Genomic DNA, 13,867 nt, shown 5'->3' with positions numbered 1-13,867 from the left:
GTGCGCGACTTCTCGGCCAGCCATCGCTGGCTCTCGATCAACACCGCGACCTTGCGGGCACAGTGGCCGCTCGATCGCATCGTCACCGAGTGCGCCGAGCGTGGCATCGAGGCGATCTCGCCGTGGCGAGATCAGGTCGCGGCCATCGGCCTGAACAAACTGGCCGCGCTGGTGCGTGACACCGGAATGGTGCTGTCGGGCTACTGCCGCGGTGGCCTGTTTCCGGCGTCGACCAGCGCAGGCCGCCAGGACGCACTCGACGACAACCGCCGCGCCGTCGACGAAGCGAAAGCCTTGAGCGCTGCTTGTCTCGTGCTCGTCGTCGGCGGCCTGCCCGGGGCGCTTGACGAGCGCGTGGAACACAAGAACATCGCGTCGGCGCGCGCCGAAGTGCACGACGGCATCGCCGCCACGCTCGAGTACGCCCGCAGCGTGGGCATGCCGCTGGCGATCGAACCGCTGCACCCGATGTACGCGGCCGACCGCGCCTGCGTCAACACCCTCGAGCAGGCGCTCGACCTGTGCGACGCGCTCGACCCGGGCCGCAGCGGCGCGCTCGGCGTGGCCGTCGACGTCTATCACGTGTGGTGGGACCCGAAGCTGCAGGCGCAGATCGAGCGCGCCGGGCGCGACCGCCTGCTCGCGTTCCACGTCTGCGACTGGCTCGCCCAGACGCGCGAGCTGCTGAGCGACCGCGGCATGATGGGCGACGGCGTGATCGACATTCCGCGCATTCGCGGCTGGGTCGAAGCCGCAGGCTTCAGCGGCTACAGCGAGGTCGAGATCTTCTCGTCGCGCGACTGGTGGCAGCGTGACGGCGGCGAGGTGCTCGACACCTGCATCGCGCGCCACCGCACGGTGGTGTGAACGGCTCAGCCCGTCGCGGGTGACAGGGTCGTGCGCCGCACCTTGCGCACGTTGAAGGCATTGACGATCAGCACGCCTTGCACCAGCGCGATGCCGAGCCACACCTGCGCCGGCCGGTGCCAGTCCATCAGCGTGCCGAAGATCAACGGCGCGATCGCCTGGCCGATGTCCAGGCCCGAATACACCACGCCATAAACGCGCCCGGTGGCGTTCGGCGGCGTGGCCCGCTTGACGATCAGGTCACGCGACGGCCCGGCGATGCCGGCACCGAAGCCCATCACGCCGAACAGCACCGGCACCGCCATCGCCGGGATGTCGACGAAACCGATCGTCAACGCGACCGTGGCGGCGGTGCCGAAGCCCATGCCGATGACACGCTCGCAGCGCGACGGGTCGGACACCAGGAACCCGCCGGTGAGCATGCCGGCCGCACTGCACACCATGTAGATGGTGAGGCAGGCCGCGGCCGCGCTCAGCGGCACGTTGTGCAAGAGCCGCGCCGCCTCGGGTGCAAAAGCCTGCACGCCGCTCAGCGCCATCGCGTAGAGAAAGAAGAAGCCGAAGCACATCCAGACGGCCGGGATCTTCAGGAACGCCAGCGTGTGCTCGGCGGCACCGTGCGCCGTGTCGCCCGCCTTGGGCACGGCCGGGGTGTCGAGCGCGAGTTGCCCCCGGTTGAGCCAGAGAAACGCGAGCACCACGAAGGCCAGCGCGCCGGCACACATGAGGGCCACGCGCCAGCCGTACGCGATGGCCAGCGGCACCAGCATCGCCGGTGCCAGGGCCCAACCCAGACTGCCGGTGATGCCATGCACACTGAACGCGTGCCCGAGCCGGGTGGGATGCACCTTGCGGTTCAGGAGCGTGTAGTCCACCGGGTGGAACACACCGTTGCCGATGCCGGCCACGACCGAGAACACGACCAGCATCGCGTAGCTGTGGCTCGCCGAGAAGCCGAACGCGGCCGCGCCGAGCAAGGAAAGCCCTGCGAACAGCACCGGCCGCGGGCCGAAGCGGTCGACCACGAAACCCGAGAGTGTCTGCACCAGGCAAGACACGACGAAGAAGACCGACATCAGCAGGCCGAGCTCGGCGTAGCTGGCGTTGAAGTCGTCCTTCAGCCACGGGAACAGCGGCGCGAGCAACAGCTGGCTGAAGTGGCTGATCAGGTGCGCAATGCCCACCAGGCCGATCAACTGGGCGTCTTGCCGCGCCGGCGGGGCTGCGGCCGTGAGAGTGGTCATGGGTGGAACGCGAGTGACAGGACGCGCCCATGGTAGGCGCAGGCTGCTCGTCCGATTGACGACAGCTTGTCAACTTCTGTCGATAATCCGCCAATGAAGACGATGCACCGCGCCGCGCCCGTTCCACCCGTGTCGCCGCGGCGACATCAGCCGACCGCCGAACGGCCGCTGCGCGCGAACCTGCTGCACTTCAGCGCCGACACGCGCGTCGTGCCGCACCGCCACGACTGGGCCCAACTCGCGATGTCGGCGGCCGGTGTGGTGCGGCTCACGGTCGAACGCGGCACCTACATCGTTCCGCCATCGCGCGCCGTGTGGGTGCCCCCCGGTGTGGAGCACGCCGTCACCGTGCTCGAAGACGCCGACCTGTTGACGCTCTACCTGTACCAGCCGCGAGGCCGCTGTGGGCCGCAGGTGGCGCGCGCGCTCGAAGCCGATTGGCGCCAGTGCCGGGTGCTCGAGGTCTCCGCGCTGCTGCGTGCGCTGGCCCTCGAACTCGACACCACGCCCGATGGCGGCACGCCCTTGACCTCAGACGTTCTGCAGCGTGAACGCCGCCTGAGCGCGTTGTTCGTCGACGAACTTCGGCGCGCGCCGCCGGTCGCGCTGGGTGTCGACCTGCCGAACGACAAGCGCCTGCGCGCGTTGTGCGAAGCGGTGCTCGCGAACCCGACCCTGCACACCACGCTCGACGGGTGGGCGCAGGACTCGGGTGCCAGCCCGCGCACCGTGGCGCGCCTGTTTCGCAGCGAACTGGGCACCTCGTTCATGCAGTGGCGCCAGCAGGTGCTGCTGGCGCGGGCGGTGAGCCTGGCCGCCCGCAAGATGCCGATGGCCGCGATCGCCGCGGAGCTCGGTTACGCCAGCCCGAGCGCCTTCAGCGCGATGGTACGGCGCTCGATGGGGGCGCCGCCGAGCCGGTTTTTCGTGTCGTGACGCGGCGTGGCCGTTCAGTCAAGCCCCGCATCCTCAGGGCTTGGCGAACCGGCCGCGCGAACATAGACTCCGGCGTTGAGCCGTTCTGCAGCGGTTCGTTCAGCCACAGCCGCAGGGGATCAGGTGCTCACATCATTGTTCGGTGACCTCGGCCCCGCAAGGGGCCCGAAAAAACGCGGCGTCGGCGAAGACGATTCCGACCATGGCTTCGCCGCCACGGCCATCATGCAGACGATGGCGACCGAGGTGAACGAACGTGGCCAGATGGTCGACCGCCATTCGCACGACCTGGTCGTCACCGGCTCGCCGGCCCAGGCCATCCGCGAACACTTCGCTGCCACCCGCTCCGACCTCGACACCGCCAGCTCGCTGATCACCCTGCTCGACCCGGTGGGCGTGTGGGCTTCGGCGGTCATCAAGGCACTGTCTGATGCTGGCGGCCGGCCGGTCGAGCGGCTGCACCTGCGCGAGCACTCCACGCTGCGCACGCTGGCCACCATCGAACGCACCACGCTGGTCCGGCGCCACGAAGAAACGCTGCGCATCTACCACGCCGACGTGCGCTCGCCGGGCAAGGAAACCGCCGAGATCCCGGTCGCGCTGATGGAGCGCAGCCAGATGACCACGGTGATCATCGGCCCGATGCAGCCGCACGCGATCGACGCACTGTTCGACTCGCTGCTCGTCGCCGTGTCGCTGCCGAACTGGCGCTGCCCGAACCTGCTCTTCATGCTGCCGCCGAACGCGGTCTGGATCGCCAACAAGGTCAGCGCCGTGGTCTGGCCCGCCGGCCTGCACGTCGACGTGATCAGCGAGTCGATGACCGGTGCTTCATCGGTCTGGAACGCGATGCTTGGCATCTGGAACCAGATCAAGCAACAGCCCGGCTGGCAGCCTTCGGCCCACCCGCCGCTCGAGGGCGAGAACGGCTTCCCGATCAAGGTCAGCGAGCTCGACGGCTCGCACGCGCGTTCGCTCACCGGCATGCCACTGCCCGCGGCGCCCATCGCTCCGGCCACCCCGGCACCGCAGGTCATGCGTGTCAGCCGCCATGTGCTCGACCCGGTGCGTGCCAAGCAGGCGCTGGCCGGCCTGCTGCCGCTCGAAGGCCTGCTCGGCTGCGCCATCGTCGATTCCACCACCGGCCTGGTGCTGGCACGCGAAGTGCGCGAAGACCAGCCGGTCGACATGGATCTCACCGCCGCCGCCAGCGCCCAGGTGCTGCGTGCCCACCGCCAGGCCGCGCGGGCCATGGGCCTGTCGGAGCAGATCGACGAAGTGATGACGAGTGCCGGCCCGCGCCACCACGTGATGCGCACCGTTTCGCGCCACCCCGAGCTGTTTCTGGTGGCGCTGCTCGACAAGCAGCGCAGCAACCTCGCGCTGGCCCGCTTTCAGCTGATGGAGCTCGAGCGCGGCATGATGTGACCGCGCGCCGCCGCGCTGTGCCGGCCGCTGCTCACGCCAACTGGTCGACACCCTTGTTCGCGAGCGCATCGGCGCGCTCGTTGCCCGGGTCGCCCGAATGGCCCTTGACCCAGCGCCACTCCACCGCATGCAGGTTGCGCAGCGCGTCCAGGCGCTGCCAGAGCTCGGCGTTCTTCACCGGCTTCTTGTCGGCGGTTTTCCAGCCGCGCTGCTTCCAGCCGTGGATCCACTCGGTGATGCCCTGCCGCACGTACTGGCTGTCGGTGTAGATCGTGACGTCGCAGGTGCGCTTGAGCGAGTTCAGCGCTTCGATCACGGCGGTCAGTTCCATGCGGTTGTTGGTCGTCATCGGCTCGCCACCGAACAACTCCTTCTCGTGCTCGCCGGTCTGCAGCCAGGCTCCCCAACCGCCTCTGCCCGGGTTGCCTTTGCAGGCGCCGTCGGTGTAGACGGTGACGTGTGGGCGCTTGATGGTGCCGGGTTCAGTGCTCATGGGCATCGCTGCTGTTCGAATGTTGATGATGGCTCGCGACGACCGGCGCCGGCGCAGCCTGGTTGACGACCCGCTGCGCACGCGCGAGCCCCACGAGCCGCATGCCACGCACACGCTTCACGGCCACCACGAAATAGAGCGCGCCGAACACCGGCCACCAGCGCTCGCCAATGTGCTCGGCCCACTCGAAGCGCGACAGCCAGGTCTGCGAGCGCACCGGCGGGCGGTAGCAGCCGAAGCGCCCGGCCTCGACCTCGAAGCTGAGCAAGCGCAACCAGTCGCGCAAGCGGCGGTAGCGCATGAACTCGCCGCCGCCGGGCAGGAACAACTCGCGCTTCTTGCCCAGCCCGAGGCCACGCCGCAGCCGGCCGATGGCTTGTCGCAGGCCCCACAGGCTCGACGGGTTGAACCCGACGATCACGACCCGCCCTTCGGGCACCAGCACCCGTTCGACTTCGCGCAGGGCCAGGTGCGGATCGCGTGCGAGTTCGAGTGCGTGCGGCAGCACCACGAGGTCGAGGCTGGCGCTGTCGAAAGGCAAGGCGTCGAAGTCGCAATGCAGCGCCACCGCGGCGCGCGGCACCTGGCCCGCATCGTCGGGCCGGGCTGCTTCGGGTGCGGCGGTCTCGACACCGACCCAGCGGTGCGGCATGCGGTTGGCCCGCAGCGCATCGAGCTCGGCCAGCCCGAGCTGCAGCGCGTGAAAGCCGAACAGGTCGGCGACTGCCGTGTCGAGGTGGCCCTGCTCCCACTCGAGCACGTAACGGCCCGCCGGCGTCTGCAGCCACTCGGTCAAACCTATAATCGCGCGCTCTGCCATGAACCTGATTGCCCTGCCCGCTTTTTCCGACAACTACATCTGGATGCTCCACGATGGCCAGCGTGCCGTCGTCGTCGATCCGGGGGAATCGGCGCCGGTGATCAGGGCGCTCGATTCGCACGGGCTGGAACTGGCCGCGATTCTAGTGACCCACCACCACGCCGACCACGTCGGTGGCATCGACGATCTGCGCCCGCGTTTGCGAGGGCCGGTCTACGGCCCGCGGCGCGAGCGCATTCCCGAACCGCATATCGCGCTCGACGATGGCGACACGGTCGAGGTGCTCGGCCTGCATTTCACGGTGATCGACGTGCCCGGCCACACGAGCGGGCACATCGCCTACTTCACCGAAGAAGGCGGCGGCGCGCCGATCCTCTTCTGCGGCGACACGCTCTTTTCCGGCGGCTGCGGCCGGCTCTTCGAAGGCACGCCGGCGCAGATGCACCACTCGCTGTCTCGCCTGGCCGGCCTGCCGGCGGCCACGCGGGTCTGCTGCGCGCACGAATACACCTTGTCGAACCTGAAGTTCGCGCGAGCGGTCGAGCCGGTCAACCAGGCGCTTGCCGACTACACGGCCTGGTGCGAAGCGCAGCGCGCGATCGGCGAGCCGACCTTGCCTTCGTCGATCGCCACCGAGCGGCTCGTCAACCCTTTCTTGCGCTGCGCCGAACCCGGCGTGGCCCTCACCGCGCAAACCCGCGGCGCGCCGAGCACCGACCCGGTGGCGGTGCTCGCCACGCTGCGCCAATGGAAGAACGAATTCCGATGATGTCGACTCCACAGCGCCGTTCCGGCCGGTCCCTGGTTTTCGGCCGCGCCACGGTGCTGTGGTTCTCCGCGTTGTTGGCGGCTTGTGCCATCGCTCCGCCCGACGCGGCACCCGGCGAAACACCGGCGAAACCAGCGCAGCTCACTGCCACACCAGCCGCCGCCGATGCGGCCGTGCCGGCGCCCGGCGCCATCGCCGGCCCGAGCACCGCGGCCTCGGCGCCCGAAGCCGAAGTCGCGACCGCGCCGGTGCCCGTCGACCCGCTGCGCCCCGAGGTTCGCCTGGACCTCGACGACCGCTCGGCCCAGACCGACCTGTGGGCCCGCGTGCGCCGCGGCTTCGCCATGCCCGACCTCGAAGGCGAACTGGTGCGCAACCGCGAGCAGTGGTACGCGACCAGGCCCGACTACGTGCAGCGCATGACCGAACGCGGCGGCCGCTACCTGTTCCACATCGTCGAAGAGCTCGAGAACCGCGGCATGCCGACCGAGCTCGCCCTGCTGCCCTTCATCGAAAGCGCCTTCAACCCGCAGGCCATGTCGAGCGCCAAGGCCTCCGGCATGTGGCAGTTCATTCCGTCGACCGGCAAGGACTTTTCGCTCAAGCAGAACATCTTCCGCGACGACCGGCGTGACGTGCTCGCCTCGACCCGCGCCGCGCTCGACTACCTGCAGAAGCTGCATGGCATGTTCGGTGACTGGCACCTCGCACTGGCCGCCTACAACTGGGGCGAAGGCAGCGTGCAGCGCGCCATCAAGCGCAACCAGAAGCTCGGTTTGCCGACCGACTACGCCAGCCTGAAGATGCCGAACGAAACGCAGTACTACGTGCCCAAGCTGCAGGCGGTGAAGAACATCGTGGCGCGGCCGGCCGACTTCAACCTGGCGCTGCCTGTGCTGTCGAATCACCCCTACTTCTTAAGTGTGCCGATCGAGCGCGACATGGACGTGGCGGTCGCGGTGCGTCTGGCCGGCATGCGGCTCGAAGACTTCCAGACCCTGAACCCGCAGATGAACAAGCCGGTGATCCTGGCCGCCGGCACGCAGCAGGTCTTGCTGCCCTACGACAACGCCAACCGCTTCGTGCGCGAGCTGCCGCAGCATCGCGGCCCGCTCGCCAGCTGGACGGCCTGGACAGTGCCCAAGACCATGCGCCCGTCAGAAGCGGCGCGCATCGTCGGCATGGACGAAGCCGAGCTGCGCGAGGTCAACCGCATCCCGCTGCGCATGCTCGTGACCACCGGCTCCACGCTGCTGGTGCCGCGTGCGGCGCATCGCACCACCGACGTGTCGGTCGAAGTGGCCGACAACGCGTCGATGTCGCTCGCACCCGACGGCCCGAGCCTGCGCAAGGTGTCGCTGAAGGCCGGACGCAAGGACAGCGTGGCCACGGTCGCGAGGCGTTATCGCGTCAGCGCGGCGCAGGTGGCGCAGTGGAACTCGGTCGGCACCTCGGCGAGCTTCCGGCCGGGGCAGAGCATCACCGTCTACGTGGCCGCCAAAGCGTCTCGCGGCGCCAAGGTCGTCGCCAAGACGAGGAGCAGCGGCACGCACAAGGCGAGCACACGAACCGCTGCTGCGCCGCGCAAGGCGGCCGTCAAGCCGGGCCGCGTGGCGGCTGCGCGGTCGGCCGACAAGAGCACCCGCAACTGATCGAACGCCCGGTTCAGCGCCGGTCGACCAGCGCGTGGGCGATGGTGCCCAGATCCACGTATTCCAGTTCGCTGCCGATCGGCACGCCGCGCGCCAGCCGCGTCACCCGCAGGCCGCGCGCTTTCAGCGCTTCGGCCAGCACATGGGCAGTGGCTTCGCCTTCAGCGGTGAAGTTGGTCGCGATGATCACTTCTTCGGTCTTTTCGTCGCTCGCACGTTCGAGCAACTGCTGCGCGCCGATGTCGTTGCTGCCAATGCCGTCGAGCGGGCTCAGCCGCCCCATCAGCACGAAGTACAGGCCGCGGTAACTGCCGGTGCGTTCGAGCGCCGCCTGGTCGGCCGGGGTTTCGACGACACACAGCTGCTTCGCGTCGCGGCTCGGGTCGAGGCAGGTGCGGCAGACCGGCGCTTCGGTGAAGGTGTGGCAGCGTTCGCAGTGGCGCACATGCGTCACGGCCGACTGCAACGCCTGTGCGATCTGCTGCGCGCCTTCGCGGTCGTGCTGCAGCAGGTGAAAGGCCATGCGCTGCGCCGACTTCACGCCCACGCCGGGCAGGCGGCGCAGCGCCTCGACCAGCGCGTCCAGCGAGGGCTCGGTCACTGCGATACGGGGCTCAGAAGGGGAACTTCATGCCAGGACTAGAACGGGAATTTCATTCCCGGGGGCATCGGCATGCCGGCGGTCAATTTGCCCATCTTCTCGGAGCTCAGCTCTTCGGCACGGCGCACGCCGTCGTTGAAGGCGGCGGCCACCAGGTCTTCGAGCATGTCCTTGTCGTCGGCGAGCAGGCTCGGGTCGATGGTGATGCGCTTGACGTCGTGCTTGCAGGTCATCACCACCTTCACGAGGCCGGCGCCCGACTGGCCTTCGACCTCGATGGTGGCGAGCTCTTCCTGCGCCTTTTTCAGGTTGTCTTGCATCGCCTGCGCCTGCTTCATCAGGCCGGCAAGTTGGTTCTTCATCATGGTTTGGTTCGCTCCTGCAATGTCAGTGGGGTTTGACCGATCCGGGCACGATGCGCGCCGTCTTGTACTGCGCCATCAGGGCCTGCACCAGCGGGTCGTCGTGAATGATCTGTTCGGCCTGCGCCTGGCGGCGTGCCCGCTCGGCGGCTTCGCGTTTGGCGGGTGAATCTTCGGCCACGCCGGGCTCGAGTTCGAGGCGCACGGCCAGCGCGAGCGTCTGCGCGAGCGCCGCCTGCAGCTTGTCGGCGTGCACCGGTGCGCGCAGCATCTCGCGCTCGACGCGCAGGCGGCAGGCCACGCCCGCCGCGCTTTCGTCGAAGCCGATGCATTGCGCCTGCATCGCCAGCTCGCGCACCAGCGCACCGATGCTGCCGGCGTCGATCATCTGGCGCACCAGCGCGGCCCAGCGTTCGCCGAGCGCGTTCGGCACGAAGGCGACCGCTGGCGCCGCGGGTGGCGACGCGACAAAAGAGGTCTCGGGCTCCTTCGCCTTGTGCGCGACCGGCGCTGAAGCCACTTCTTCTTCGAACGGCGCATCGAGCCACGGTGGCGGCTCGCTGGCCGCGACACGGGCACGCGCGACGGGTGCCGCGGCCACCACGGCGGGTTGCGCCAGCGGCACGGCCCGCACCGGCGCCGGGCTGGCCGCCAGCGAGGCGGCGGCTGTCTCCTTGGTGGGCGGTGCGCTCGATGCCACGCGCGGCGTGGGCGATGCGCCCGGCACCGGCGGCTTGAACGCGAGGAGGCGAAGCAGCACCATCACGAGGCCGCTGTATTCGTCGGGCGCCAGCGCGAGCTCGGCGCGGCCATGCACGACGATGCTGTAGGCCACCTGGGTTTCGTCGGGCGCGAGCAGGGCCGACAGGCGCAGCGCCGTCGGCCCATCGGGGTCGTTCGCGTCCAGCGCATCGGGCACGGCCTGAAGCACCGCCATCTGCTGCAGCAGCGCCGCCAGCTCTTCGAGCGTGCCACCGGCCGACAGGCCGAGCGCGCGCAAGGCGTCGGCCGCCGCGACCAGCACCGCACCATCACCGGCGGCTAGCGCTTCGACGATGCGCACCGCATGGCCACGGTCGACGGCACCGAGCATAAGGCGCACGGCAGCCTCTTCGACCGCGCCGGCTCCGAAGGCGATGGCCTGGTCGGTGAGCGACAGGCCGTCGCGCATCGAACCACGCGCCGCGCGCGCGAGCAGACGCAGCGCGCCCGGCTCGGCGGCGATGTTCTCTTTGGCGAGCACGTCGGCCAGGTGCTCGTGCACGGTCTGCGGCGCCATCGGCCGCAGGTTGAACTGCAGGCAGCGCGACAGCACCGTCGGCGGCACCTTCTGCGGGTCGGTCGTGGCGAGCACGAACTTGAGGTACTCGGGCGGCTCTTCGAGCGTCTTCAGCATCGCGTTGAACGCGGTGTTGGAGAGCATGTGCACTTCGTCGATCATGTAGACCTTGAAGCGCCCGAGCACCGGCTTGTACACGGCCTGGTCGAGCAGCTGCGAGATCTCTTCGACGCCGCGGTTCGAGGCCGCGTCGAGCTCCACGTAGTCGATGAAACGGCCGCTGTCGATGTCGCGGCAGGCCTCGCACACGCCGCAGGGGTGCGCGGTGATGCCGCCCTGCCCGTCGGCGCCGGTGCAGTTGAGCGACTTGGCGAGAATGCGCGAGATCGTGGTCTTGCCCACGCCGCGCGTGCCGGTGAACAGGTAAGCGTGGTGCAGGCGCTGCTGCGTCAAGGCATTGCCCAGCGCCTGGACCACGTGCTCCTGCCCGACCAGCGCTTCGAAATTGGGCGGCCGGTACTTGCGGGCCAGGACGACGTAGGACATGAGTTCATTCTACGGGGGGCCTCGCCGGGCTCGCCCCGGCCACCCGCGCCAGTACCGGATAATTCCGCTGTCTCTTCCCGATGCCCTGCACCGCCCCCCAGCCCGACGCCCCTTGATGAACCCCACCGCCGCCCCCATCGCCCACAGCGCCACCCTGAGCTACGAGCAGGCCGGGGTCAACTACGACCTGATCGACCCGCTGAAGGTCACGGCGCAGCGTGCTGCCGCGGCCACCGCCGGCCACCTGGCCGCGCACGGCTTCAGCGAAGTGGCGGCCTCGCGCGGCGAATCGGCCTACGTGGTCGACGTGGGCCCGTTCTACATCGCGAGCATCGTCGAGTGCTTGGGCTCGAAGGCACTGGTCGCCGACGAGATGCACACGCTCACCGGCAAGAGCTACTACGACAGCATCGCGCAAGACACCATCGCGATGGCGATCAACGACCTGATCACCGTGGGCGCCACGCCGCTGGTGGTGCAGGCCTACTGGGCTGCGGGCGGCTCCGACTGGTTCGCCGACGCACAACGCGCACAAGCCCTCGTGGCCGGCTGGAAGCGCGCCTGCGACGCCTGCAGCGTGGCCTGGGGTGGCGGCGAAACGCCGGCGCTGGCCGGCATCGTGGCAGAAGGCCGCATCGACCTCGCGGCTTCTTGCACCGGCCTGATCAACCCGAAGGAACGCCTGTCGGTCGGCGACAAGCTCGGCCCCGGTGACGCGATCGTGCTGCTCGCCTCGAGCGGCATCCACGCCAACGGTCTGAGCCTTGCGCGCAAGCTGGTGGAGCGTTTGCCGCAGGGTTACCTGACGCCGGTATTGCCGGGCCTGTCTTACGGCGAAGCGCTGCTCGCACCCACGGTGCTGTATTCGCCCGTCACCGAAGCGCTCTACAAGGCCGGCATCACGCCGCACTACTGCGCCAACATCACCGGCCACGGCTGGCGCAAGCTGCTGCGCCACCCGGCCGAACACGCGTACCACATCCACACCGTGCCCGAGGTGACGCCGGTGCTCAAGTTCATCCAGCAGCAAGCCCACCAAGACGACCGCGAGGCCTACAGCACCTTCAACATGGGTGCAGGTTTCGCGATCTTCGTGCCCGCGGCCGAGGCGCAGCGCACCGTGGACGTGGCGCAGGCGCAGGGCATCAAGGCCTGGGTCGCCGGTGACGTGCGCGCGGGCGCCAAGCAACTCGTGATCGAGCCGCTGAACCTGCGCTTCGGCAGCGACGACCTGCAACTGCGTTGAACACCCGGCCATGCTCTACCGGCTGATCGGCACCCTGCTGGTCGCCGCGCTCGCCGGCTGCGCCGGCGTGTTGCCGCAGGTCGAGCGTGTGCCGTCGAAAGCGCTGGTGGGCGCGGCCGATGCGCCACTCGTGAAGCTGTCCCACGACGCCGCGTTGCCCGAAGGCCAGAGCGGCGTGTGGCCGCTGCCACAGGCCTCGTTCGCGCTCGATGCGCGGCTGGCGATGATCCGCGCCGCCACCCGATCGATCGACCTGCAGAGCTACCTGATCGCCGACGACCCGACCGGCCGTTTGCTGCTGCGTGCGCTGCGCGACGCCGCCGTGCGCGGCGTGCGCGTGCGCGTCCTGCTCGACGACCTGTATACGACCGACATGGACCGGCTGCTGCTCGGCCTGGCCGCGTTTCCGAACGTCGAGGTGCGGCTGTTCAACCCCTTCGTGACCGCACGCGATTCTTCGCTGCGCCGGCTGGTGGCGCTGGCCTGGGGCTTCGAGCGGCTCAACCACCGCATGCACAACAAGCTCTTCATCGCCGACGGTTCCGTCGCGATGGTGGGCGGCCGCAACCTCGCCGACGAATACTTCCTGCGCAGCAAGCAGGGCAACTTCATCGACTTCGACCTGCTCGTCACCGGTGCCGTGTTGCCGCAACTGAACCAATGGTTCGACCTCTACTGGAACAGCACGCAGGTCTACCCCGCACTCGACATCGTGCGCGCCTCGGGCCCGCCGCCAGCAGCACCCGAGGTGCTGCGTGCCGGCTTCGAGCAGTACACGGCCACCGACACACCCGAACCGCTGGTCACCGGCACCGACTTCTTCGGCGAACCACCCTTCAGCAAGGCGCTGGCACGAGGCCACCTTCGCTGGCTCGCAGCCGAGGCCTACTCGTTTGCCGACTCGCCGCTGAAGATCGAACCGAAGAACTACAGCTTTCCCGTGAACGACACGGTCACGCACCGTTTCCTGCAGGCGCTGGGCGGCGCGAACAGCGAGGTGCTGCTGTTCTCGCCCTACTTCATTCCTGGTGCCGAAGCGCTGGAGCGCATCAAGCAGCTGCGGGCTGCCGGCGTCAGCGTGCGCGTGGTGACCAATTCACTCGCGGCCAGCGACGAGCCGCTGGTCAGCATCGGCCTGGAGCGCCACCAGGCAGATCTGCTGAAGATGGGCGTCGACCTGTACGAAATGAGCTCCGCGCGCCTGAAGCTCGACCACACGCTGCGCGGCCTGCTGGGTGCCTCGACCGGGCGGCTGCACGCCAAGCTCGGTTTTCTCGACCGCAAGACCGTGCTCGTCGGCTCGATGAACCTGGACCCGCGCTCCGAGAAGATCAACACCGAGATCGGCATGATGGTGCACAACCCCGATCTCGCCGCGATGATCCTGAGCGCCTACAAGGTCGACGAGATGACCGGCGTCTACCGCGTGCAGCTGCGCCACGACGGCAAGGGCGTGCGCTGGACCGCCGTCGACGCCGACACGCAGGAAGAACTCGACATCGACCCCGACACCAGCGTGCTGCAGCGCCTGCGGCTGATGCTGCTGTCGTGGTTCATTCCCGAGAGCCAGTTGTGAAGTGCGTGGCTCGTTGAAGAAGACCCTGCGCGAGGGGTGACTTCGCAC

Annotated in this window: 13 protein-coding genes; 7 read left to right on the top strand and 6 right to left on the bottom strand. The window is 68.9% G+C overall.

Annotation, left to right across the window (positions count from 1 at the left end; translation table 11 throughout):
• Nucleotides 1-867 carry a sugar phosphate isomerase/epimerase family protein gene (locus tag AC30PD_RS01325; protein WP_489533831.1) on the top strand — a complete coding sequence of 289 codons (867 nt, stop codon included), beginning with the start codon at nt 1-3 and terminating at the stop codon, nt 865-867.
• Nucleotides 868-872: 5 nt separating this feature from the next.
• Here AC30PD_RS01325 and AC30PD_RS01320 read toward each other — a convergent pair whose 3' ends face one another.
• The gene (locus AC30PD_RS01320) at nt 873-2,111 is read right to left on the bottom strand and encodes an MFS transporter (protein WP_489533830.1); all 1,239 of its coding nucleotides are present in this window, start codon (nt 2,109-2,111) and stop codon (nt 873-875) included.
• Nucleotides 2,112-2,204: 93 nt separating this feature from the next.
• On the opposite strand from AC30PD_RS01320, the gene AC30PD_RS01315 reads away from it, so the two are divergent.
• The gene (locus AC30PD_RS01315) at nt 2,205-3,047 is read left to right on the top strand and encodes an AraC family transcriptional regulator (RefSeq protein ID WP_489533829.1); all 843 of its coding nucleotides are present in this window, start codon (nt 2,205-2,207) and stop codon (nt 3,045-3,047) included.
• 123 nt (nt 3,048-3,170) lie between these two features.
• Complete coding sequence (locus AC30PD_RS01310; protein WP_489533828.1) at nt 3,171-4,475, top strand: roadblock/LC7 domain-containing protein; 1,305 nt, start codon at nt 3,171-3,173, stop codon at nt 4,473-4,475.
• Nucleotides 4,476-4,506: 31 nt separating this feature from the next.
• On the opposite strand, the gene rnhA is transcribed toward AC30PD_RS01310, so the two are convergent.
• Both rnhA and AC30PD_RS01300 read right to left on the bottom strand, forming a co-directional pair.
• The gene (gene rnhA / locus AC30PD_RS01305; RefSeq protein WP_489533827.1) at nt 4,507-4,968 is read right to left on the bottom strand and encodes a ribonuclease HI; all 462 of its coding nucleotides are present in this window, start codon (nt 4,966-4,968) and stop codon (nt 4,507-4,509) included.
• Nucleotides 4,958-5,788: a class I SAM-dependent methyltransferase gene (locus AC30PD_RS01300; RefSeq protein WP_489533826.1), complete on the bottom strand. Its 831-nt coding sequence runs from the start codon at nt 5,786-5,788 to the stop codon at nt 4,958-4,960. Before AC30PD_RS01300 ends, rnhA begins: the two co-directional genes overlap by 11 nt.
• On the opposite strand from AC30PD_RS01300, the gene gloB reads away from it, so the two are divergent.
• Both gloB and AC30PD_RS01290 read left to right on the top strand, forming a co-directional pair.
• Nucleotides 5,787-6,557: a hydroxyacylglutathione hydrolase gene (gloB, locus tag AC30PD_RS01295; RefSeq protein ID WP_489533825.1), complete on the top strand. Its 771-nt coding sequence runs from the start codon at nt 5,787-5,789 to the stop codon at nt 6,555-6,557. The two genes, AC30PD_RS01300 and gloB, sit on opposite strands and share 2 nt — an antisense overlap.
• The gene (locus AC30PD_RS01290; protein WP_489533824.1) at nt 6,554-8,209 is read left to right on the top strand and encodes a transglycosylase SLT domain-containing protein; all 1,656 of its coding nucleotides are present in this window, start codon (nt 6,554-6,556) and stop codon (nt 8,207-8,209) included. The genes gloB and AC30PD_RS01290 overlap by 4 nt, the downstream gene beginning before the upstream one ends.
• Before the next feature lie 13 nt (nt 8,210-8,222).
• Here AC30PD_RS01290 and recR read toward each other — a convergent pair whose 3' ends face one another.
• Genes recR through dnaX form a run of 3 tightly spaced genes read right to left on the bottom strand, consistent with a single transcriptional unit; the run spans nt 8,223 to nt 10,997 of the window.
• Nucleotides 8,223-8,810 (bottom strand): recombination mediator RecR, encoded by a 588-nt coding sequence (gene recR, locus AC30PD_RS01285; protein ID WP_489533823.1) that lies wholly within the window; start codon nt 8,808-8,810, stop codon nt 8,223-8,225.
• 38 nt (nt 8,811-8,848) lie between these two features.
• On the bottom strand, nt 8,849-9,175 hold the full coding sequence (locus AC30PD_RS01280) for a YbaB/EbfC family nucleoid-associated protein (RefSeq protein ID WP_489533822.1): 327 nt from the start codon (nt 9,173-9,175) through the stop codon (nt 8,849-8,851).
• Nucleotides 9,176-9,197: 22 nt separating this feature from the next.
• Nucleotides 9,198-10,997 (bottom strand): DNA polymerase III subunit gamma/tau, encoded by a 1,800-nt coding sequence (gene dnaX / locus AC30PD_RS01275; protein WP_489533821.1) that lies wholly within the window; start codon nt 10,995-10,997, stop codon nt 9,198-9,200.
• Between the two features lie 115 nt (nt 10,998-11,112).
• Here dnaX and AC30PD_RS01270 point away from each other — a divergent pair, with 115 nt between their 5' ends.
• Together AC30PD_RS01270 and AC30PD_RS01265 are read left to right on the top strand one after the other, a co-directional pair.
• Nucleotides 11,113-12,243 (top strand): AIR synthase-related protein, encoded by a 1,131-nt coding sequence (locus tag AC30PD_RS01270; RefSeq protein ID WP_489533820.1) that lies wholly within the window; start codon nt 11,113-11,115, stop codon nt 12,241-12,243.
• A gap of 10 nt (nt 12,244-12,253) precedes the next feature.
• Entirely contained in the window at nt 12,254-13,819 is a 1,566-nt protein-coding gene (locus AC30PD_RS01265) for a phospholipase D family protein (RefSeq protein ID WP_489533819.1), read from the top strand.
• The last annotated feature ends 48 nt before the right edge of the window (nt 13,820-13,867 follow it).

This window comes from Rhizobacter sp. (genome assembly GCF_032229685.1).
Taxonomy (GTDB): Bacteria; Pseudomonadota; Gammaproteobacteria; order Burkholderiales; family Burkholderiaceae_C; genus LMDS01.
This window is presented reverse-complemented; position numbering and strand designations above follow the sequence as displayed.

Coding starts and splice junctions, on each gene's coding strand:
- AC30PD_RS01300 (WP_489533826.1), bottom strand. CDS start 5,788: ATGGCAGAGCGCGCGATTATAGGTTTGACCGAGTGGCTGCAGACGCCG.
- AC30PD_RS01280 (WP_489533822.1), bottom strand. CDS start 9,175: ATGATGAAGAACCAACTTGCCGGCCTGATGAAGCAGGCGCAGGCGATG.
- AC30PD_RS01290 (WP_489533824.1), top strand. CDS start 6,554: ATGATGTCGACTCCACAGCGCCGTTCCGGCCGGTCCCTGGTTTTCGGC.
- AC30PD_RS01270 (WP_489533820.1), top strand. CDS start 11,113: ATGAACCCCACCGCCGCCCCCATCGCCCACAGCGCCACCCTGAGCTAC.
- AC30PD_RS01265 (WP_489533819.1), top strand. CDS start 12,254: ATGCTCTACCGGCTGATCGGCACCCTGCTGGTCGCCGCGCTCGCCGGC.
- AC30PD_RS01320 (WP_489533830.1), bottom strand. CDS start 2,111: ATGACCACTCTCACGGCCGCAGCCCCGCCGGCGCGGCAAGACGCCCAG.
- gloB (WP_489533825.1), top strand. CDS start 5,787: ATGAACCTGATTGCCCTGCCCGCTTTTTCCGACAACTACATCTGGATG.
- rnhA (WP_489533827.1), bottom strand. CDS start 4,968: ATGAGCACTGAACCCGGCACCATCAAGCGCCCACACGTCACCGTCTAC.
- dnaX (WP_489533821.1), bottom strand. CDS start 10,997: ATGTCCTACGTCGTCCTGGCCCGCAAGTACCGGCCGCCCAATTTCGAA.
- AC30PD_RS01315 (WP_489533829.1), top strand. CDS start 2,205: ATGAAGACGATGCACCGCGCCGCGCCCGTTCCACCCGTGTCGCCGCGG.